General features: G+C 54.3%; 17 protein-coding genes and 2 pseudogenes. 16 read left to right on the top strand and 3 right to left on the bottom strand.

Translation table 11 applies throughout. The annotated features are described in order from the left end of the window. The first annotated feature begins 128 nt into the window (after positions 1-128). The 3 genes and pseudogenes from C7964_RS14010 to C7964_RS20235 form a co-directional block, all read left to right on the top strand. Positions 129-755: a hypothetical protein gene (locus C7964_RS14010; RefSeq protein WP_110280296.1), complete on the top strand. Its 627-nt coding sequence runs from the start codon at positions 129-131 to the stop codon at positions 753-755. Then, the gene (locus C7964_RS14005) at positions 752-1,006 is read left to right on the top strand and encodes an HGGxSTG domain-containing protein (RefSeq protein ID WP_110280295.1); all 255 of its coding nucleotides are present in this window, start codon (positions 752-754) and stop codon (positions 1,004-1,006) included. Before C7964_RS14010 ends, C7964_RS14005 begins: the two co-directional genes overlap by 4 nt. 450 nt (positions 1,007-1,456) lie before the next feature. Further along, positions 1,457-1,771, top strand: a pseudogene (locus tag C7964_RS20235) (integrase core domain-containing protein); the annotation flags it as partial. Positions 1,772-1,847: 76 nt separating this feature from the next. On the opposite strand, the gene C7964_RS13995 reads toward C7964_RS20235, so the two are convergent. Together C7964_RS13995 and C7964_RS13990 are read right to left on the bottom strand one after the other, a co-directional pair. Further along, positions 1,848-2,375 carry a Hint domain-containing protein gene (locus C7964_RS13995; RefSeq protein ID WP_181417195.1) on the bottom strand — a complete coding sequence of 176 codons (528 nt, stop codon included), beginning with the start codon at positions 2,373-2,375 and terminating at the stop codon, positions 1,848-1,850. A 331-nt stretch (positions 2,376-2,706) separates the two neighbouring features. Further along, positions 2,707-3,069 carry a VanZ family protein gene (locus C7964_RS13990; protein WP_110280292.1) on the bottom strand — a complete coding sequence of 121 codons (363 nt, stop codon included), beginning with the start codon at positions 3,067-3,069 and terminating at the stop codon, positions 2,707-2,709. A gap of 296 nt (positions 3,070-3,365) precedes the next feature. Between C7964_RS13990 and C7964_RS13980 the strand changes: the two genes are divergently transcribed. The 12 genes from C7964_RS13980 (at position 3,366) to C7964_RS13925 (ending at position 19,744) form a co-directional block, all read left to right on the top strand. Then, positions 3,366-4,283 (top strand): tyrosine-type recombinase/integrase, encoded by a 918-nt coding sequence (locus C7964_RS13980; RefSeq protein ID WP_181417194.1) that lies wholly within the window; start codon positions 3,366-3,368, stop codon positions 4,281-4,283. 343 nt (positions 4,284-4,626) lie between these two features. Beyond that, a complete protein-coding gene (gene nusG / locus C7964_RS13975) occupies positions 4,627-5,139 on the top strand; it encodes a transcription termination/antitermination protein NusG (protein WP_110280290.1) in 513 nt (170 codons plus the stop codon). Positions 5,140-5,953: 814 nt separating this feature from the next. Beyond that, complete coding sequence (locus tag C7964_RS13970) at positions 5,954-7,693, top strand: type I secretion system permease/ATPase (RefSeq protein WP_110280289.1); 1,740 nt, start codon at positions 5,954-5,956, stop codon at positions 7,691-7,693. After that, positions 7,690-8,994, top strand: coding sequence for an HlyD family type I secretion periplasmic adaptor subunit (locus C7964_RS13965; protein ID WP_110280288.1), 1,305 nt, complete (start codon positions 7,690-7,692; stop codon positions 8,992-8,994). Before C7964_RS13970 ends, C7964_RS13965 begins: the two co-directional genes overlap by 4 nt. 161 nt (positions 8,995-9,155) lie before the next feature. Then, positions 9,156-11,333 carry a YjbH domain-containing protein gene (locus C7964_RS13960; protein ID WP_353652418.1) on the top strand — a complete coding sequence of 726 codons (2,178 nt, stop codon included), beginning with the start codon at positions 9,156-9,158 and terminating at the stop codon, positions 11,331-11,333. Then, positions 11,330-11,980: a YjbF family lipoprotein gene (locus C7964_RS13955; RefSeq protein ID WP_110280287.1), complete on the top strand. Its 651-nt coding sequence runs from the start codon at positions 11,330-11,332 to the stop codon at positions 11,978-11,980. Before C7964_RS13960 ends, C7964_RS13955 begins: the two co-directional genes overlap by 4 nt. 86 nt (positions 11,981-12,066) lie before the next feature. Further along, positions 12,067-12,279: a hypothetical protein gene (locus C7964_RS13950; protein WP_286163955.1), complete on the top strand. Its 213-nt coding sequence runs from the start codon at positions 12,067-12,069 to the stop codon at positions 12,277-12,279. Between the two features lie 238 nt (positions 12,280-12,517). Continuing rightward, complete coding sequence (locus tag C7964_RS13945) at positions 12,518-13,582, top strand: polysaccharide biosynthesis/export family protein (protein ID WP_181417193.1); 1,065 nt, start codon at positions 12,518-12,520, stop codon at positions 13,580-13,582. A gap of 6 nt (positions 13,583-13,588) precedes the next feature. Beyond that, on the top strand, positions 13,589-14,032 hold the full coding sequence (locus C7964_RS13940; RefSeq protein WP_110280285.1) for a low molecular weight protein-tyrosine-phosphatase: 444 nt from the start codon (positions 13,589-13,591) through the stop codon (positions 14,030-14,032). Positions 14,033-14,035: 3 nt separating this feature from the next. After that, positions 14,036-16,225, top strand: coding sequence for a polysaccharide biosynthesis tyrosine autokinase (locus tag C7964_RS13935; RefSeq protein ID WP_110280284.1), 2,190 nt, complete (start codon positions 14,036-14,038; stop codon positions 16,223-16,225). Positions 16,226-16,735: 510 nt separating this feature from the next. After that, positions 16,736-17,860 carry an MraY family glycosyltransferase gene (locus tag C7964_RS13930; protein ID WP_110280283.1) on the top strand — a complete coding sequence of 375 codons (1,125 nt, stop codon included), beginning with the start codon at positions 16,736-16,738 and terminating at the stop codon, positions 17,858-17,860. 546 nt (positions 17,861-18,406) lie between these two features. Next, entirely contained in the window at positions 18,407-19,744 is a 1,338-nt protein-coding gene (locus tag C7964_RS13925; protein WP_146214865.1) for an O-antigen ligase family protein, read from the top strand. 156 nt (positions 19,745-19,900) lie between these two features. On the opposite strand, the gene C7964_RS13920 is transcribed toward C7964_RS13925, so the two are convergent. Beyond that, positions 19,901-20,680, bottom strand: a complete 780-nt coding sequence (locus C7964_RS13920; protein WP_286163954.1) for a glycosyltransferase family 2 protein — start codon at positions 20,678-20,680, stop codon at positions 19,901-19,903. Positions 20,681-20,979: 299 nt separating this feature from the next. Between C7964_RS13920 and C7964_RS13915 the strand changes: the two are divergent. Next, positions 20,980-21,988 (top strand): annotated as a pseudogene (locus C7964_RS13915) (DDE-type integrase/transposase/recombinase); the annotation flags it as partial. Positions 21,989-22,083 lie beyond the last annotated feature (95 nt).

The following is a 22,083-nucleotide window of genomic DNA, read 5'->3' as shown; positions in this document are numbered from 1 at the left end:
CAGCGATGCGCGTTATTGGGCGTTTAAAAAGGGGGTGGGGAGGGTGTGTTTAATATTTTTGATATCAACCCCAAACACAGTACGACTCGGTTGTTGCTGCTGCTGCGCGGAACGGTCATTCTATTCCTATGGTCAAAGATCCAAATAAAGAGTGGCAGGCGCTTGTGAGTGAGATCGAGCACAGACGCATGCCTGTTAATCAGCTTCTGCCGGTTGAAACCTTTATAAAGGCACCCCGGATCGCGGTTGAGGCCCGAAAGCTCATGGAGCTGGAAGAGTTGCTATGGCTGCCGGAAGGTCTCGAGGACGACGATAGGCGTGTTCGGATATTGCGCGCTGTCGAATTATTTGAAGAACTACAACCACAAGATGCAGCAGAAACTATGCTCGCGGCGCAAATGGTTGGAACGCATACAGCCGCGCTAGAGTGTCTCAGAAGAGCTGCTGTGCAAGGCCAGACGTTTGAGGGGCGTGATATCAATCTCAAGCATGCTGAAAAGCTCATGGCGCTTTACACCAAGCAGTTAGCAACTCTGGACAAGCATCGGGGCAAGGGACAGCAGAAAGTGACTGTCGAGTATGTCAATGTCGAGTCGGGCGGGCAGGCGATTGTGGGGAATGTCGAGACCGACAAAAGCACGTCTCGATCAAAGGTGTCGACATCCACGAGCGTGACGCAGGTGCCGACCGAACCCTTGCCAGACATTGAGCCGGCGAAAAAGAAAAAGGTGCGGCGAGGTCAATCTGATCCATGACACACGAGCGAAATACGCACGCCATGCGACAAAGCCTTCGGTGTGGGGCGAAGACCCGCAAAGGCACGCTCTGCATGTCGCCGGCCGTTCAGGGCAAGACCCGCTGCCGTATGCACGGAGGTGCCGCAGGATCCGGCGCGCCAATGGGTAATCAGAATGCGCTAAAACACGGGCTCTACACAGCCGAGAGCAGGGCCTTCACAGCCCATGTGCGCGAGACCCTGAGACGTGGCAAGGAACATCTGGAGTAAGAAACGGTCACGCATCAAGGCTGGAAACGATTGGTCTGGAGCCGCTAAGCGCGCTCCGCAGGCAATCAATGTAGGTGCCTACGACTGATATACCTCAACACATTGGTCACAGCGTCAGGCTTGGGGTATTTTGCGAACATCAGGTCAGGCCCTCAACAAGTTCATATTTTTTCGAACAAATTTAGACGTCAGCGCCTCAATCTTCTCATAAATGACTGTCAAAGCTGTTTACATCATATCAAACAAAGACACTCTTCTTCCATCTCTCACACACCCACTACTCACACTGACAACCACTACTCACACCGACAACCACTACTCACACACACCCTCCTCTTATGACCGCTCCGAACTCATGTTCGGAGCGGTCATTCGCTTTCTAGAGGACCTAGTCCAAAGGGGTCTGGGCCTCTGACCTGCCACAGGATTTTTCCTCCATTTGGAATGAGAGTCCGCCCCGGCAAGCCAATGCAGAACGGTTTTGTCGAGAGTTTCAACGGGCGCACGCGCGATAAGCTTTTGAACGAGACCATGTTCCGGAACATGGCGCATGCCCGTGCCGTGATCCGGGCCTAGGCAACTAACTTCAATAAAACACGACCGCATTCGGCGCTTGGTTTTCAGACACCCAAGGCATTCGCCAAACACTTCATGATCGCAACCGACAGCCGCGCTACGCCTACTGAAAGCTACGCGCGGATGTCGATTGCTCAAACTGCGCCAATCGGCGTATCAACCCAAAGGGCTGTGGTTCCGGGTGGATGAAGGTTCAGTGGCAGGTCAGGTATGCAAAGGCTCTCTAGTTGCCAGGGATTAAAATCACACCACACTGGTGACGGCATTAGTCTTGAGGTGTTCTAAGGCTACTGGGGTCCAGATCGATCCAGATACCATTGATATTCACGGTACACGGCTCGCCACAGTGAAACACATAGTACGTGAAATGCCCGTGAAGTCTCCGTTCCGCCCTGCCGAGTGCGATGTAATCTGCCGCGACTTTGCAAGTCACCTGATCAAAGCGCCCCAGAGGTGAAATCTTCTGAGCCCCGGACATCAGGATGTCTTGGCTAGGCATTGATGGCGCCAACCCGTTCTTTCGGATCGCGATGGGCTGCGCCTCTGGATGCGTCAGAAGGTAGCGCCGATCAAGCCGGACTGTGTCAACATGGGCAACCCGCAGGAAGCGGCCATCCCGTGTCTTGATTGGATCGCGGCGGCGCAATGCTTCAACCGGCACATAGCCGAATGCAGTCGCGACACGCGCGCCAGTACCAAAACCCGGCAGGTACCATGACCCCTCGGCCGCATTCGCTGGCGCTTTTGGATTGGCTGCCGCTTGGCCACATTGGGCCGCAACTTTTTGCAGCAAACAGGAATCAGAAAAGTCTGAGTTCTGGATCATAACACACTACCAACTACAACAGCCCGCCACAAAACGGCGGGCTAAGGCACACTGCCGCGCGCGGTACTCACTCAACCGCGTCGCAACAAACAATATCTCGAACCAAGATATTGCAGTCCATTAAATAGAATTACGTATTAAAATCAAATTTTACCAATGATTTGGTGCTCTTTTGGATACGATACTGAAAATTGTCTTTCGATTGTTGCGCGAGTCACCGTTGCTGGACTATCTGCGTCAATCCACCAGCCCACAAACAGTGTAGCGGACACCATCTGATCAAGTGTCACAGTGGTTCCTAAGAGAACCGATTCAGGGCTGCACCAAGTGCAGAGCCAGCAAGAACGCCAGCGGCATCTGCAAAGAAATCCGCCAGATCCCGACTGCGATTCACGAAAGGCTGTAAGACCTCGATGCTGGCGCCAAAGAGCAAAGCCGCCGGGATCATCCAGACAAGCGCTTTCGGTCGCAGCGTTGCAACCGGCAGCATCAGGCCTGCAAAGGCTATGAAATGATAGACTTTGTCGCCACCGTCAATCGCAAGAGGCGGCGCGGGAAGTGGGAGTAGGGTGAGCGCCGCAATCACGAACGCAAGGACTGCGGTAAGTCCGTAGGCAAGCGCTTTCCGCGTTCCGGGTCGTAAAGATGAGGCGGTGATCAAAAGAGGTTCCTATACGCTGCGATCTGGCTTCGCGTGGATCCGGATGCCTGGGCCATCGTCAGGTGTGCCGATGAATTCGATACCGGCAGCTTCAAGTGCGGTTTTCAGTTTGAATAACGTTGTAACTGTCGAGTCAGGGAGGCCGTCAGTGGCTTCAATACGTCGTATCGTTTTCGGATTTACTCCTGCCGCTTGGGCCAGAACATCTGCCGACCACCTAAGCGCATGCCTTGCAGCTCTTATTTGCTGACCTGTAATCATTGACAACACCAATAATGTCCCTAATGTGGACAATTATGTACAACAAATGCCCTTTAAGTTCTACTGTCCCCGACTGGCGCGTAGAATTCAACCGTCTTGACGGCGCATATGCACCAGCGACTATGCGTAGCTATCATGCCGATGTCGAGGCATTTGAGGGTTGGTGCCACACGCAAGGTGTGAATCCGTTCCCTGCTGAGGTTGAAACAGTGTGTCGCTTTCTCGAAGATCAGGGCAGGGAATTGATGCCGTCAACGGTGCGCCGCCGTCTCTACGCGATCAGAAAAGTCCACAGGTTGCTCCGCCTGCCGGACCCCACCTATGACGAAGACATCAACCTTGCTATGCGCCGTGTGAAGCGTGCCAAACCGGTGCGGCCAAAGCAAGCGAAGGGGCTCACACATGATCACCTCACGCGGTTCATCGAAAGTGAGCCTGATACGGTTTTGGGCCTACGTAACCGTGCGATGCTATCACTTGGCTACGAGTTGCTAACGCGGCGGTCGGAACTTGTCGCACTCAAGAACGACGACATTGAAGATCGGCCCGATGGGACGCTGCGGGTGCTTATCCGGAGGAGCAAGGCTGATCAATTTGGAGCAGGGCGAATTGCTTTCACGTCCCTCACAACTGCGCGGCTCTTGCGCAGGTGGGTGGCCTTAAAAGGGACAGATATCGAATGGCTTTTCTGTCCCATCTACCAGTCACAGCCAATAAACCGCGACCTCAGCACGACGACGGTTAAAAGAGTGATCAAGACTGCTGCGCAGCGCGCTGGCTTCGATGCGTCAGACGTTGCAGCGTTCAGTGGTCACTCGATGCGTGTTGGGGCAGCACAGGACCTCCTCAAAAATGGATTTGATACCGCAGCGATTATGCGCGCAGGTGGATGGAAATCTGTAAACGTGCTTGTGCGCTACCTCGAACATGCCGAGCATAATGTCTGGGAGTGAGGGGGCAGGCGCAAGTGTCGCTGAACACTGGTCATGGTGCTGTCCAGCGTTTCCATGCCTCCCATTTCGCTTGGGCCATCGCGAACCGGTCTGTCATTTTAAACTGAAACCCAATTACGCTGCGAGATATTGAGCGTACATAAGTCATGGCAGAAACCACGTGTTTTGGGCTTTTGCATCGTCTTGATCACCGGTCTGATGTGCCCGGATCCGTCCACCTACAGGAAACGAGATGCCTACCAAATCACATTTGCATGTCGGTTGACGGGCATGACGCTTGGTAGCCGCCTTGCCTTTGCGCGAAGTTCAGCGATAACAGATGCGACACCAACGGGAGATCACTATGACGTCTCACGACGGAAACACGGCTTGGTTTCTCGCACAGTTGAAGCCGAACTGCAGTCATATCGCGCAGAAGAACCTCCAGCGGCAGGGTTTTCGGACGTTCCTGCCATTGGAAGACGTCACGCTTCAAAAAAGAGGGCGTTTCGTCACAACCAAGCGGCCGCTGTTTCCTGGCTATATCTTCGTGGCGATCGCCACTGCGGATGGTGAATGGCGCAAGATTAATGCGACAACGGGCATCACCAAACTTGTAAGCTTTGGCAACGCGCCGGCTGCGGTACCGCATGACATTGTTGCTCATCTTATGGAGCGCTGCAGTGATAATGGAACGCTCCTACCACTGACAGTGCCGAAACCAGGGGATAGTGTCGTGCTCACGCAAGGCGCCTTCGCCAGTTTCGCCGCAGAGGTTCAGTCCATTGAGCCCGACCGGCGCATTTGGGTTTTGATGGACATTATGGGCGGGCAAACACGCGTCAGAGTGAGCGCGGATCAACTTAAGTCCGTGTAGCTGCGTGATGCCGGGACTCAACACCTTGAAACACTTCTATCGTATGACAGTCAGCCAAAATAAAGGACAGTGCTCTCACAAAGCACTGTCCTGTAACATTAGATAAGCGATCGTCGGTGAACCAATCGGAAACCAGATACGCACTACTGTTTTTTTGTGTTCGACGGCGCCATTGGTCTCACACACCAAAAGGCACCATCAAATCAAACATATGCCCGAAGGCACAAACAGACACTCGTTAAACACATCGATTGGATGCGACTACTCACTACACCCACTCACTACGCACCGAACACAAACTACACATGTTCGATGTGTAGTTTTTATTAACTTCTGCAACTTTTAGACAATTATCTAAGTCTATAACATCACTGGTATGAATTTCATACATCAATGGGTGATAAATCATACATCTGCCTGATCGTCCTAAACTTGAATCTGCGAACCTGATCTGGATGGCTTCAATTAGGCGGATGGTTTCTATGAATGCGGTCATGAGGATCGCAATGCTGACAGTCCTATTGTTTTGGCGGGGCATGATGCGCGGCGGATTTACGCTTTGTCACGAAGGTTCTGACGGCGTGTTTGCTGCCCGCTCCCAAGGGCTTGTGACGTGTCCCAAACCGCTATGATCGTTGCCCCAAGGTCTTCCTATCGGTCGTCTCTTTCGCCACAACCGCCAAATTTGGCTATAAGATCTGACCTTATGTCTAGGCATGCGCTAACTGAATAAGACGTTCACAATGCAATTGTGTCTATTTGATTAGGCCTTATGGTATCTGCGGGCAGGGGCCATCGAGGTAATCAATAACAAATGTCTACTGAAACCTCAGTTCGCGGCAGAGCGGAGCTTGCTGAATCGCGCAAGAAAAGCCGTTCATTGTATTGGGCAGTCGCAGTTTTCAGCTTCTTTGTGAACCTGCTCATGCTGACTGGGCCACTCTACATGCTCAATGTCTATGACCGTGTGCTCAGCTCGCGGTCCTTTGAAACATTGCTCGCTTTGTCCGTTTTGGTGGCGTTCCTTTACGCGATGATGGGTATTCTTGATTTTGTGCGCGGCCGTGTCATGGGGCGTGTGGGCGCCCGCTTTCAGGCCGATTTGGACCGGCGGGTCTTTGGCGCTGTACTCAAGGCGACGACGCTGAACAGGGCGCCGCGTGAGGCGGCAACGGGCTTGCGTGATCTCGAAGCTGTTCAGCGCCTGATTACATCACCTGCACTGATGGCGCTGTTTGATTTGCCATGGGTGCCGCTCTTCTTCTTTGGCATTTTTATCTTCCACCCTTTGATGGGTCTGTTGGCGATCGTCGGGGCGGTGGTCCTTCTGATTGTCGCTTTGCTCAACCAATTCAGGTCGCGCAAACCTATGGAAGCCGCAAACGCAGCGAGTTTCGCTTCAAACCAATTGGGCACTCAAATTCGCAGTGAGAGTGAAATGGTGCATTCCCTCGGCATGCGGGGCGCTGCATTTGATCGTTGGCAACTCGCGCGTGGCAAGTCTTTGGATACAGCCATTGATGCCGCAGATACGTCGGGTACATTCACGGCGATCACCAAGTCATTTAGGCTGTTTCTACAATCTGCGATGCTCGGTCTCGGTGCATACCTTGTGTTGATCAATGAATTGTCACCCGGTGCCATGATCGCGGGGTCCATCCTGCTTGGACGCGCGCTGGCACCGATTGAACAGCTCGTGGGACAATGGGCCGTGTTCCAGCGGGGGCGCGAAAGCTGGCGCAACTTGTCCGAGCTTCTCGGGCAAGTGCCAGAAGACGAGCAGCGTACTGAACTACCGAAACCTTTGGCTAAGATTGTCGCCGATCAGGTCACTGCTGTTCCACCGGGCGAACAGCAGGCATCGTTGCGCGGGGTCAGCTTTGCGGTCTCGCCGGGGCAGGCCGTTGGGGTGATTGGTCAGTCGGGTGCAGGCAAATCGACGCTTGCGCGTATTCTGACAGGTGTCTGGACACCGGCGGTTGGAAAGATCCGGCTCGATGGTGCGGCACTTGACCAATACGAACCGGATGTTCTTGGCCAGCATGTCGGCTATCTGCCGCAACGCGTTCATCTTTTTGACGGTACAATCAAGGAAAACATTGCACGGATGTCGATGGCACCTGATGATGCCAAGGTCATTATTGCTGCCAAAACCGCTGACGCCCATGAGATGATCCTCAAATTGCCGGACGGTTATGATACCCGTGTGTCATCGAGTAGCGGGCGGTTGTCGGGCGGTCAGATTCAAAGGATCGGTCTGGCGCGGGCGCTTTATGGCGATCCGGTGATGGTTGTCTTGGACGAACCCAACTCGAACCTCGACAATGACGGGTCTCTTGCACTGAACAAGGCGATCAAGGCGCTGAAAGCCGACGGTAAAGTGGTCTTCATCATGGCACATCGGCCGTCTGCTATTCAGGAATGTGATCTCTTGCTGGTGCTCGAGAATGGCACAAGACGGGCCTTCGGTCCGAAAGACGCGGTTCTTGCCGAGATGGTCAAGAACCATGGCGAAATTCAACGTAGCACTGGCAAAGGCGGGGGCGTGTCATGATTGAGAATGTCGCCAAGCGCTGGTCAGCAAACAAGCATCTTATGATTGGTGGTCTTGCGTTACTGATCCTTGTTGGTGGTTTCGGGACCTGGTCGGTCATGGCGCAAATTTCAGGTGCGGTGATTACGACCGGTCAAATTGAGGTAGACCGCAATAGGCAAGTCGTGCAGCACCCTGATGGTGGCGTTGTCGACGAGATCATCGTTGATGAAGGTGATGCGGTGCAGGCCGGAGATCTGCTGCTGCGGCTGGATCCGACGATCCTGCAATCGGAACTTGCCATTGTCGAGGGCCAGCTTTTTGAGATTCTGGCACGCCGTGCGCGTCTGGAGGCCGAAAGGGATGATGCGTCGGAACTGATATTCAGCCCGATCCTGACCGAGGTTGCGACGCCGGAAGTGCAAAAACTCATGGAAGGGCAGGAACGTTTGTTCCGCGCGCGCCTGGAAACCAACCAAAGTGCGATCGAGCAGCTCAGCCAGCAACGCGCGCAAGTTGCCAGCCAGCTAGTAGGGATCAGTGCGCAGCAAGAGGCGCTGTCTACCCAGCGTGATCTGATCGCCAAAGAACTAGAAGATCAACAAAGCCTTTTTGACCGTGGCCTTGCCCAAGCAAGTCGGGTGCTTGCGCTACAACGTGAAGAAGCGAGCCTGCTCGGGCGGGTCGGCGAATTGACGGCACAATCTGCTCAGGCTGCCGAACGGATAACAGAGATCGAGTTGCAAGTGCTTGGCCTGTCATCGACGCGCCGCGAGGAGGCTATCACGCGGTTGCGTGATTTGGAGTTCAACGAGCTGGAACTGTCCGAGCGTCGCCGCACGCTGCGTCGCCAGCTTGACCGGCTGGATATACGCGCGCCGGTCTCGGGCATTGTGTATGGTTTGCAGGTCTTTGCGCCGCAATCGGTGATCCGCGCCGCGGATCCAGTGCTGTTCCTGATCCCGCAGGACCGCCCGCTTGTGATCGCCACGCAGGTACAGGTGACAGACATCGACCAGATTTATGTCGGCCAAGAGGTCACTTTGCGGTTTTCGGCTTTTGATCAGCGCCGCACGCCTGAACTGAATGGCACGGTCACGCTGGTGTCCGCCGATGCGTTCCAGAATGAAAATTCCGGGCTTTCGTATTACCGCGCCGAGATCGAGCTTGCGGCAGGCGAGATGGACCGCCTGCCTGAGGAAATGACACTGATCCCCGGCATGCCGGTGCAGGCGTTTGCACGCACACTGGATCGCAGCCCGCTTCAGTTCCTGATTAAGCCGCTTGCCGACTATTTCGTCCGAGCATTTCGAGAGACGTGAGTGGCGCTGGCAAGGCTGAAAAACTGCTCACCGGAAATGAGCTTTGAAAGGATACCGTGCCGCGCGTGTCGCACCTGGAACATAACTGGACTAAGGCTTTGGTTTAAGATTGGCTATTGAATGGAACGTTGCGTAAAAACGGACGCAAGAAAAAAGAACAGATGCGACATTGGGCTATGTCTGAACTTGCGGGGCAGCGAAACGAGGCGATGAAGAGATCCATTCAACTAACTACTCTGGCCTTTTGTGCCTTCGCTGCGAGTGATGGAGCCGCAGAGGAGTGGCGCAGCGGCTATTCACTTTACGGCACCCCAGGTCTTATCGAAATGCCCTCGGCGTTTGTGCGACCAGATGCAGAGATAGGCATGACGCTCGGCGGTTTTGAGAACCAGCAAAGGGTGTCGTTCAATTTTCAAGTGACTCCACGGTTTAGTGGTACGTTTCGCTATTCACGGCTCGCGGAATGGGGTGGTCCGGGGACAGATGATCTCTATGATCGCAGTTTTGATCTGCACTATCAGCTCCTGACCGAGGGCAGCTTGCGTTCTGCGGTTGCCATTGGTTTGCGCGATTTTATGGGAACAGGTGTCTATAGCGGTGAATACCTTGTGGCGAGCAAGACGCTTTCGCCGCAGCTGAGGGCAACGGTCGGACTCGGTTGGGGTCGTCTGGCAACCGAGGGTGGCTTTGAGAACCCGCTTGGTGTTGTAAGCGATGCATTTATCGAGCGTCCAGCGCTAGACTTTGGCTTTGGTGGCAAGCCGTCGTTTGATCAGTTTTTCCGAGGGGACGCAGCTTTCTTTGGCGGTGCTGAGTGGCGGTTTAGTGACAATTGGATCGCGACTGCGGAATATTCCAGCGACGGATATGCGCGCGAGACAAGCCTGGGGGTGGTGGAGCGTGAGACACCTTTCAATTTTGGTCTCAGCTATGCGCCGAATGCAGATTATATTCTCAGCGCCTACGCCTTAGGAGGCAGTGATATCGGTTTTTCCGCAACGCTTGTCATTGATCCAAAGGACCGTGTCGCGCGCAGTGGATTTGAGGCCGCACCGGTACCTGTGTCAGTGCGAACGCGCACTGCGTCTGGTATCGGGTCTGACAGTGTGGTGGTGCCAGTGGCGCCTGCGCTGGAAGACGCGACCGCTGCTGCGCTCTTGGCAGAGGGCGTGGTTTTGCAGAGCCTTGTCTTTTCCGGCAGCACTGTTCGTGTGCGTTTTAAAAACGAAACATACCGCGCCGAAGCGCAGGCGCTGGGCCGTGTCGCGCGGGTGCTTACCGCAACCATGCCACCGTCTGTTGAGATGTTCGTGCTTGAGCCGACCGGTGCAGGTTTGCCCCTATCGACCGTTTCGATCCGGCGATCCGATATGGAGGCGCTGGAAAACCGCCCCAATGCGGCAGCACGAAGCCTCGCACAGGTGGCCTTTGCGGAGGCGCCAGCGGAAGTTGGACAGGCTCCATTGAATATGCAGGCCAGTGCGTTTGAATGGGGCCTTTCCCCTTACTACGCGGTCCAGTTGTTTGACGGGTCAGACCCGTTGCGTGGCGAATACGGGCTGCAGGCTGATCTGCGCTACGCTTTGCTGCCCAATCTCACCCTTGAAGGGACCGCGCGCTACCGGATTTCCGAAAACCGTTCGGATGCACGTGTCTCGGATTCAACACTCCAACCGGTCCGGCGGAATGTGGCGCTCTACGGAGAGGCAGGCGAAATCGGGATCGAAGACCTGGCGCTGCATTGGTACGAACGGCCCGGCCGCGCGCTCTATAGCCGCGTCTCACTTGGCTATCTTGAAAAGATGTTCGCGGGGGCGTCGACCGAGTTGCTTTGGAAACCTGTCGACAGCCGCGTGGCGCTTGGTGCTGAGCTCAACTACGTCGTGCAACGTGACTATGACCTTGGTTTCGGAGCACAGGATTTCCCCGAACTGGACGGTGTCTACGATGTCGTGACGGGACATGGCTCAGTCTACTATGATTTTGAAAACGATTTCCACGGCAGGATCGATGTCGGCCGCTACCTTGCCGGTGATTGGGGTGCGACCTTTGCGCTTGATCGCGAGTTTGCGAATGGGTGGCGCGTCGGGGCCTATGCCACGTTGACCGATGTCCCCTTTGACGATTTCGGTGAGGGGTCCTTTGATAAGGGTATTCAGTTGACGATTCCGCTGGACTGGGCCCTCGGCAATGCCACGCGTGACCAGGTGGATGTCCGCTTGTCATCTCTGAGCCGTGATGGTGGCGCGCGCCTGAACGTTGATGGCCGTTTGTACGAAACGGTGCGCGGCGGCCATGTTGTCGCCTTGCAGGAAAGCTGGGGGCGGTTTTGGAGATGAGAACGTTAGTCCTGATCATGGCGCTCTTGGGCGTCACTGCTTGCGGCCCGCTGGCGCAGAACCAACCCAGTGTGCGTGTTCTGGAGGGGCTTGCGAACGCGGGGTCTGATTTCTGGGAGGAGAAGACGGACCCAAGAGAGGTATTAACGAGGGAAATGATCGACACGGCCCCAAATGATTTGTTGCTCTTTGCGCCTGTGAGTGAAGAACTGGCATCGGTTTTTGCACGCACGTCAAGGAATGGTGACTTGATCGCGTGGGTCTCGGATGAAGATGTCAGCCTGACGTTGTATGACGGGATCCTCGTAGCAACCCGTGGTTTGGGCAATGACCTGATGGGCGCAGATGTCGGGCTGGTCTATCGATCGGTCGTTAGCGGTAGGGGCCGCACGGTGCGGGTCCATGACTATCTGAATGGCGAAGACCAGATCATCCGCAGTGAATACGCCTGCAACATTGCGGTTCTTCGCAGTGAAACGATCGAAATTTTTCAGCGCAAACACCAAACCCGTGTGATCAGCGAGACCTGCACCGGGGATGCTGGTGGTTTCAGGAACCTTTACTGGATCGACGCGGCGGGAATGATCTGGCAGTCGCGCCAGTGGGTTTCTCCAAGGGTGGGGGCAGTGGATATACAAATACTTTGAAGTTTAATGTAGTAATTGCAAACGCATGGCTTTTGCCTTACCCATGTCTAAGAATACATAACGCAACCAGAAGGGACACTAGAATTATGAATATTAAAGGTTTGTCAGCAGCCGTGATTATGGCAACTGCCGCATCTACCGCAAGCGCCGGTGGTCTTATGGATGAGATCGTTGAAGCCGAAGTGCCAGCGCCAGTCGTCATGGAAGAACCTGCCGGTTCGGGATCCATTTGGATCCCAGTGGCTATCCTTGCTGTTCTGATCGCTGTAGCCGCTGGCGATTCAGGTGGCGGTAGCTAATAGAGTTTCTCGATCAGTTACAGAGCAAGATAAGCTAAGAAGCCCAGATTTTTGGCCGCTTTGCGACACACATAAATGATACAAATTTTTGTATTCTTGCTATGATTGGAAGCTTCTGAAATGAAGAAAGCGCGCTCTCAGGGGGTGCGCTTTCCTTCGCTTTAGGTGGCGACGTTACAGCGTCGATCTAAATGATCATGGTCGATTGCGATCATTAATTGAGGTGCCTGGAGTTCAAATGCGTTTCCTGATTGCTTTCATCTGTGGTCTCGGGCTGTCGGCCTGTGCTGACGGTTCAAGCAGCTTCCCAGTTACATCTGCGAAGCAGGCTGAAATAGGTGAAAGCGTATCACTCGTTCGGCTCGACGAGGGGAATATTGCAACCTTCAATCGAGACGTGTCGCCACCGCAAAGGACTAGTCTGCCCGGTCCGGCGAATTGGAACTACAGGGTAGGTCCAGGCGATATATTGAGCGTTTTGGTCTTTAACCATCCTGAGCTTACCATGCCGGCCGGTCCACAGCGGAGCGCTGCGGAGACCGGTTTCCGTGTACAGTCAGACGGGACCTTCTTTTACCCGTTCGTGGGGCAGGTGCAGGCTGCGGGACTTGCGCCCGAGCAAATACGTGCCAACCTCATGGTCGGCTTGGCAGAATACATTGCTGATCCGCAGCTTGAGGTCCGCGTAGCGGCATTCAATTCGCAAGCGATCAACATCACCGGTGCCGTTGCCGCACCGCAGAGGCTCCCCCTCACGACTGTTCCCTTGACCCTGATCGATGCTGTGAATGCTGCGGGTGGCCTTGACCCAGAGGCTGACCCTGCGGGGGTCACACTTCAGCGTAACGGACGTTCATACCGTGTTGACCTCGAGGGCTTTCTTGAGCGCGGGATGGTGTCGAACAATCCGATGCTTGGCTCTGGAGATGTGGTTTTTGTGCCGACAAGAGCCCCCCAAGAGATCTTTGTCTTAGGTGAGGTAGGACGTCCTTCCGGCATCGACCTCGCGGGCGAAGCGCTGTCACTGACCCAAGCGCTTGCGCGCCAGGGCGGGCTCGACGAGTTGCGCGCCGATGCGAGGGGTATCTTTGTATTCCGTGGCGGCAGTGACAAGATGACCGTTTTCCAGCTTTCTGTGGAATCGCCCGCAGGCTTCCTGCTGGGCACCCGTTTCAGCTTGGAGCCCGGTGACGTCGTATACGTGACCCGCTCACCGCGTCAGCGCTGGAACGACACCATACTGGGTTTGCTGCCGACAGTGGGTGCAGTCAATACGACGAATACGACTGTTGAAGGGCTCTGATGTGAGATGAAGAGTATCCTGACTGTTTGCGTGGGCAACATATGTCGCTCTCCGATCGCCGGGGCGATTTTAAGCGCGCATCTTCCAGATCACACTGTCGCCTCTGCCGGCATTGGAGCGGTGGTCGGAAGTGACGTTGACCCGACGGCGCGCACAGTCGCGGAGGCCGCCGGCGTTACTGTCGGAGACCACGTGGCGCGACAATTTACCCGTGAAATAGGCGAGCAGTATGATCTCATTTTGGTACTTGAGGCCGGTCATAAGCGTGAGATTGAGCGGATTGCACCGGAGCTATCTGGACGCGTCATGCGCCTAAGCCGCTGGACGGGCGACGCGGATATCCCTGATCCGTACCGTCAGAGCCGGGAGTTTCACGAATACGTCTTTGCACTCATTCAAGAAGCCACGATGGCCTGGGTGTTACGCCTGTCGCCCAAGAATGCGGAGTGACCGATGACCGAACAGCTGCAAACCCAGAGTGACGCGAACCGTGACGACGAAATTGATCTCGTTGACCTCTTTGCGCGACTCTGGGCGGGCAAAATCAGGATCATGGCATTCGTTTTCTTCGGCGCTCTGGTCGGTCTTTTTTACATTTTCAACACACCCCCTATATATCAGGCCGACGGGCTCCTCCAACTTGAAGAGAAAGCTGGTCAACTGGGTCTGCCAGAGGGCCTGGCAGACCTCTCAGGGGACAGCCCACGCGCCGTCACCGAGATCGAGATCATCAGGTCTCGTATGGTGGTCGGACGTGCCATTTCGCGTCTCAATCTTGATTGGGACGCCAAGCCACTCCCGGCGCCATTGATCGGTCACTTGCTTGCGACGCAAGATATTCCACTTCCTCAGTGGGACTTCCTGACGCGTTTTGCGCGTCCAGGCGACGCCATTCGTCTTGACCTTCTTGACGTTCCTCCCGCTTGGCTGGGGGAGGAGATTTACCTCACGTCGGAGGGGCAGGGCCGCTTTGTTCTGACACTCCCGAACGGACAGGAACTGCGGGGGCAGGTCGGCGAACCTGTCTTCGCCGAAGAAATAGGCTTTACGGTCCGGGTTGGCACCCTTGAAGGAGAGGCTGGACGCATATTTGTCCTGGAGCAACTTCCAGAGCTGGAAGCGATCGAACGTGTGACAGACAATCTCAGCATATCCGAGCAGGGTCGCAATTCTGGCATTTTAAGAATGACGTTCGAGTCGGGTTCGCCGGAGACAGCGCGCCGAACCCTTGATGCAATTGCACAAGCCTATCTGTCGCAAAATGCTGACCGTAGTGCCGCAGAAGCCGAGAGTAGTCTCGCGTTTGTGGAAAGCCAGATGCCAGCCGCGCGCGAGGCCGTTCAGGAGGCGGAAGTTGCACTCACCAGTTTCCGTGAGGCTCAGGAGACAATCTCTCTTGGGGCTGAAGGTGAAGCGCTTCTGACGCAAATACGGGCGCTTGAGGCCGAGCTCATCGATCTCGCGGGGCTCGAAGAAGAGGTCGCAGAGCGCTATACGCCTAACCACCCAGAATATCGCAGATTGCTGGCCAATAGGGCGCGGATCGAAGAGCGACTCGTTGCGCTGCGCGAGGAGGTGCGAGCGCTACCAGCCACACAGCGCGAAGTGCTGACCCTGACGCAGGACCTCGAACTCGCGCGAGAAGTCTTCGTCCAGCTGCGCAACCGCGCCCAAGAGCTGAGGGTGCTCAGAGCAAGCAATATCGGAAATGTCCGCATCGTTGACACTGCGCGCGCACCTCAAGAACCTGTAGCGCCACGCAAGGCCATCATTCTTGCGCTTTCCAGCCTCTTAGGTCTGCTTGTCGGCGCTGGGACTGTATTGGCGAGGAGTTATCTGCGCAAAACTGTCGACGGTAGCCAGGATCTTGAGGCGATGGGGCTTCCTGTCTTTGCAACACTCAACCGGCAATCATCGGGGTTGAAATCTGCAAAAGGAAGAAAATCTCTCCCTCTCGTAGCACTGGATACGCCACAAGATCTTTTCGTTGAGGGATTGCGATCACTGCGCACGGGACTGCACTTTGGCATGCTTGATGCCCAAACGCGTTCTGTCGTCTTCACCGGTCCAGCACCCGGTGTTGGAAAGAGCTTCATCTCCGCAAACCTCGCCGTGGTCGCGGCACAGTCGGGGCAGAAGGTTTGCCTTGTTGACGCGGACATGCGACGCGGTCAGCAGCGCAAGTATTTTGACATCCCTAGAACTCATCCCGGTCTCGCCGAGGTGCTCTCGGGTGAGGTTGATCTCAGCTCCGCGCTGATCACAACAGAGGTGAAAAACCTCACCGTTCTTTCCAGTGGACCATTCCCGCCTAACCCTTCCGAACTGTTGATGCGGGAAGACCTCTCCAATCTGATCAAGACCCTCGACGGAGACTTCGACCTGATTATCATTGATGCGCCACCAGTTTTGGCTGTCACCGACCCTGTCGTGCTTGGCCGCGCCGTTGGTGCAGTGATTGCTGTTACCCGTTTCGGTCAGACGCATCCCGGAGAAGTCATGGCTATGAAAAAGACGCTTGAGAATGCGGGCGTAAAGCTTTCTGGCGCGATCCTCAATGATTTCGATCCCAAGAGTGCGCGGGCACGCGGCGGTTATGCCTACGCCTACAATGCTCGCTACAGCTATAAATCGGGCGATTGACAACGGGTTTGGGGTGTCGGCTTATCGCCGCCGCCTCGGTTCACCCGTCACAAACGCTGCGACCCAAAGGTCTATGCATTGCAACTGGAATCCAGCGTTGTTTGACTGCGGGTTTTGACGGCATTACCCATTTGCCGCGATTGGCCATAGCCTGCGAAGAACTGCTCCTTGACGTCGATGCAGTGGCCCGTCTTGTCGCCAAATACAATCTATATCAGGATCATTTTATTGGCCCCGTGTTTGGTGCAGGTGAACATTGGGGCAGATTGGGTTGGAAAGGAAGCCACCATAAGCGGTGAAACAATGAGCTGCGCCGGCCTTGGTGCGTTGTGATGAAAAGGGTAGTGGGCTCGCAAGCAAGATACCCTGGCGCCAATAGCGTCATTCGAGCAACTTCAAACCAGAAAACCCGAAAAAATCACGCGTGAACTTGTGCCAAATTGACTAGTTCAATAAATCCAACACAACGCAAAGCTGTAGTATGATTCACACGAATAATGGAACAGTTGCATGAAATTGGATCTGGAGCAGTTCCTCCAACCTCATCTTGCTTATCTTGCGATACTGAGCATGCTGATTTGCGGCGCGCTGATCGTACTGGCTCGGTTTATCCCAAGGCTGGGTGGTCGACATGACGACATGAATGCAGTGCAGGCAATGCATGACGGTCTAATACCACGCGTGGGCGGCATCGCAATTTTTGGGGCTTTGGCATGCAGTATGCTCTTTGCACCTGACATCGCTTCGCAGAGTTACTTTCAGTTTCTTGTGGCGACATCACTCTTGTTCATGGTTGGTTTGAGAGAGGACGTTGGTTTCCATGTCTCGCCAAGGCTGCGCTTGGTTGCAGTCGTTGCGACCAGCCTGATTGTTGTTGTCTTACTGGAAGTCTGGTTGCCACGAATAGGCGCCCCTTTTGTCGACCATCTGTTGCAGTACTGGTTCATCGGGGTTCCCTTCACGTTGCTGATCACGGCGGGCGTTTCTAACGGCTTTAACCTGATAGACGGAGTGAATGGCCTTGCGTCGATGACAGCCATCACCGCTTCCGTCGCAATTGCGCTGATTGCGCATCAGGGAGGTTACACAGCGATGGTTACCCTGAGCATGATGCTCGCCGCTGTCACCTTTGGTTTCTTCATTGTCAACTTCCCTTTCGGGTTGATCTTTTTGGGCGACGCCGGGGCCTATACGCTTGGGTTTGTGCTGTGCTGGTTTGGTATCGCCGTCATTCTGAACGTGCCGGGCGTCTCACCATGGGCCATCCTTTTGACGCTGTTTTGGCCTTTGGCTGATACGCTATTGGCGATGTACCGTAGACGCCGCGGCCACAAGGACCCGATGATGCCTGATCGCCTCCATGCCCACCAGCTCGTCATGCGCACCATCGAGATTTGCTTCATCGGCCGTGGCCATCGCAATATTACCAATCCACTCACCACACTGGTCCTCGCGCCGTTCGTAGTCACGCCGCAGATCGTAGCGGTGTTGCTTTGGGATAATAATCTTGCTGTGTTCCTTGCCGTGCTGCTCTTTTTGGCGCTGTTTTTTGGGTCCTTCGCTTTTTTACTCTCCGCAGCAAGCAACTACCGTTTGCGGATGGATGTTGGTAAGATAGCAGACGCGCGCAATTGAGTTGTCTGGCCGTTCTCGGCCACCACAAAGCTATTTCCGAGTGAAATTCTTGATATTGAAACGCTGCTGGGAAGAGAGTTGCGTATCCACTCTCTCGGTAAGCTGCACTCTTTTGTTTTGTCGCTGGTGTGGGTAGGTCGCATCGCCGCCGCTGTGATGGCGGTAACCCGTTTTGCAAAGACCCATCCCTGGGTAGTCTTCGCCACAAAAAAGGCGCTAGAGAATGCTTGCGTGAACCTATCGGACGCGATCCTCAATGACTCCAATCCAAAGAGCGCTCCTCGGGGGCTTGGTCACAGGGCTTATAGTTCTGCGTAAATGCATGCTGCAGCTTTACACGTCAGGTGCGTGACTCAGGGTCTCGGGACTATGTTGTTGTTCAGTGTGCCAGCCTCCACCACCCTACGCTTGATACTGAGACCCAGAGCTTTCTTTACTTGCGTTGTCACGCGACAATCCTGATCGGATGAGATCAAACACTTTCGAGAAGCGATCGCGCAAATTGGCGATACGTTTATTTCGCCCGAGGCATTACAAGGGGTTGAGTTGAAAGACGGGACTAAGCAACATGCAAACCACAGCTGGAGACAGGCTGTCACCAAGGTCTGGGCACCATCTATGAAGAACTTAACAACTTTTACACCGCAAAGACTGCTTAAGCCGCTGTGTTTATTGGTCCTCGTGTTTATACCGCTCAACATGTTGTTTTCACCTATTTTTGATTTTTTTACGAACGAAAATAGAGGTTCGAGCTGGACAGTAACAATGACGGCCTATGCTTTCATCCTGACGGCTATGCCTTTTCTCATTGTGCCAGTATTATTTATGAGATCGCGCAATGAAAAACTCATCCTCCGGTCCATACTGGTGTTTTTCATTTACGCATTTTTATTTACGATGTATTCGGCGCAGGATCTTTTTTACCCGATGTACGGATTGGTATCACTCTTGGGGACGACACTTGTTGCAGTGCTGTTTTATGTCTCTGCCAGGGGCGGCATCGTTAGTGCAAAAGAAGTATTTCAATTTTTTGTCGTTGCTGCCGCTCTTGTTGTCGTGCCGATGCTGCTTGTACAGACCGATCCCCAACACTTCGCCGAGCTGTCCGCAGAATTTGGGGCGAATACAATACTCTACGGCTATGAAAACCCGCGTCCGGTGGGCTGGGTCTCTACAATTTCACTTTCATTGTTGACTGCTTATGTCATGACAAAGCCCAATGAAGGTGTCCGCCCGATTTTTTTACTCTTGATTGTGATTGCTTCAATGACTTTGTTTTGGAGTGGTTCTAGGGGGGGCATAATTACTTTCTCAACAGGTATTCTCTTTGTTCTATTTTTCTCCAAAACGAAGAATATGAAGGGTATCTTGCTTATTGTGGTGTTAATTCTGGTGGGCGGCACTTTTTCTCACTTTTTATACCTACCTGGCGATTCATACGGCATATTTGTGAGAATTGGTCAAACTCTTGAGGCTAAAAGTATTGCAGCTGCGAGCACGGGCCGTGCCGAAATCTGGCAAAATGTCTTCCTATACATACTAGAGCGACCATTTTTGGGGTATGGGTATTTGCCTCATAAAAGTTTGGAAGGCCTAGCCTTTGGTAGTGCGCATAACATTATAATGGATCTCTGGCTCGGGTTCGGTCTGATTATTGGGACAATTGTCATACTGTTCGGGGTCATGCTTTGGGCAAGGGCTTTTGATTTTTTTCGGAAGGCGAATGATCAATATATTTCCGCACTATTTTGTGTGGTGACGACCTTATTGGTGTACAGCATGGTTTCAGGGCCGTATGCGCGAACATTCCCGTTGCTTCTTTTTGCGGTTTCGTTTGGTGTCATTCTTGGGCGTCGGTCATCAAAGGCAAACATGGGCCTGTAACCCTTTTGTGCAGCTCCAAGTGTGCCGAGCGCTTCTGCAATTTGTCGGCTCCGCGCATGACGCGCTAGCCCAAACGGCGACCAAGAATATGAAATCCAAACCCGCACACTCTCATTATCAATTAGGGGCCTACGGGGCAGGTCAAGTCCGTCGTGCTCATTGTCCTTGGGTCTTACTTGGTTTGAATTGATTGATCTTGCTCAAATTCTTAAGGGCGAGGGTGCCGATGCCGCCCACGCCGTTGCGCCGTAGGGCGCGGTAGTCTTCCCTGCTCTTGCACAGGATGCGTCCGAGAGAACGGTTGCTCTCGCCGCCCATGCGCATCTTGACCATGACGCCGGGGAGGTAAGCAGGGCGAAGCCTGTGGCACCAGAGCCAGCGCAACATGGCATCATAGTCTGCCGCAATTTCAAACGACGTATCGTAGCCACCGTGCCTCTCGAGCAGTTGGCGACGAATATAGAAAGTAGGGTGCGGTGGCATCCATCCGCGCTTGAGATTGCTTCGGTTGAAGGGGCCAGAGGTCCAGTGTCGAATAACGCGGGTTGTGTCGCTTGCAGAGACATACTGCAGATCGCCATAGATACAGTCGATGTCAGGGTCGGCAAAGGCTTCGGCTACTCTCGACAAGACACCTTCGTCGGCAAATACGTCGTCGGAATGTAGCAAGCCGACAACATCACCAGTCGCACGAGACATGCCCTTGTTTATCGCATCGTAGATACCACGATCATGTTCACTCATCAGGAGTGCTGATGTGTTTGGATGTCCTGCGATGGTATCAAGCGTGCCGTCGTTGGAACCTCCATCTTGAACGATATGTTCAACCAATGGATAGTCCTGAAAGGATACTGTAGACAGAGTGTCGCCGACCGTGGCGGCTCGATTATATACGGCGGTGACCACCGATATTTTGACTGGATCTGATACAATCAAATCGAGTAACCCTGCAAGAGCGCTCGTTCAAATCGCATAATTACGGATGTTCTTTCCATTTTTTGTCTGCCAAATGACGATAGCGGCGAAGTTGTGTTTACGGTTATTGGATCTGCAGATTGTCGCATTTTGCCATTGCTCCAGCCGGTTGGCTAGCAATAAGTATTGTGTTGAACTAATGGACAGGCACGAGGAAGTTGAAAGTTCCTTCAACTGTCTGACGTCAGCGCCAATGGGACAGATTAGGCTGAATTGATAGGAGAGGGTTTCTGGCTCATCGTAACCACCAAGGAGTGAAGATGAGACAGAAACCCGGAACCAAACAGAGCTACGGCGAGAAGATCGTTAAGGACATCCGCCGAGCCACCCGCAAACAGTATTCGGCGGAAGAGAAGATCAGGATCGTGCTGGACGGCCTGAAGGGCGAAGACAGCATTGCCGAACTGTGTCGGCGCGAGGGCATTGCCCAGAGCCTGTATTACAGCTGGTCCAAGGAGTTCCTCGAGGCTGGGAAGAAGCGCCTGGCGGGCGACACGGCGCGTGCTGCGACGTCGACCGACGTCAAGGATCTGCGTCGTGAGGCCCGTGACCTGAAGGAGGTCGTGGCCGAGCAGGCGCTAGAGCTGCGTCTTCTCAAAAAAGCATGACCGCGGATGGGGGCGACGACGAATGAGATATCCCGCATCCGAGAAACTGGGGATCATCCGCTTGGTTGAGCAGTCCCACCTGCCGACCAAACGAACGCTGGACAAGCTGGGCATCCCCAGAACCACCTTCTATCGCTGGTATGACCGATATCTGTCGGGTGGTCCCGAGGCGCTTGAGGATCGCAGCCCCAGGCCATCACGGGTCTGGAACCGGATTCCGGGGCCGGTGCGCGAGAAGATCAAGGACTTGGCCCTGAAGGAAAGCGATCTGTCGCCTCGTGAGTTGGCGGTGCGGTTCACCGACACGGAAAAGTATTTTGTGTCAGAGGCTTCCGTCTATCGCATCCTCAAGTCTTATGACCTGATCAACAGCCCAGCCTATGTGGTGGTGTCGGCGGCCAACGAGTTCCGGGACAAGACGACGCGGCCGAACCAGTTGTGGCAGACCGACTTCACTTACCTGAAGGTCATCGGCTGGGGCTGGTTCTATCTCTCGACGATACTCGACGATTACAGCCGTTACATCATTGCCTGGAAGCTTTGCACGACGATGAAGTCAGGCGATGTGACCGACACGCTTGACCTGGCGCTGCAGGCTTCGGGCTGCGATCAGGCGACGGTGCTGCACAAGCCACGCCTGCTCTCGGACAATGGGTCGAGTTGATCAGCCCCACCTATGTGGTCCAATTTGATTGTTAGTGGCTAATTGGCCCTTGGTCCATTTGGACGATGGCTTCAGGAGCCGGCGGGCGGTAG

It is taken from the genome of Loktanella sp. PT4BL (genome assembly GCF_003201935.1).
Classification (GTDB): Bacteria; Pseudomonadota; Alphaproteobacteria; order Rhodobacterales; family Rhodobacteraceae; genus Yoonia.
Note: the sequence above shows the minus strand (reverse complement) of the source record. Positions and strands in the feature narration are given on the sequence as shown.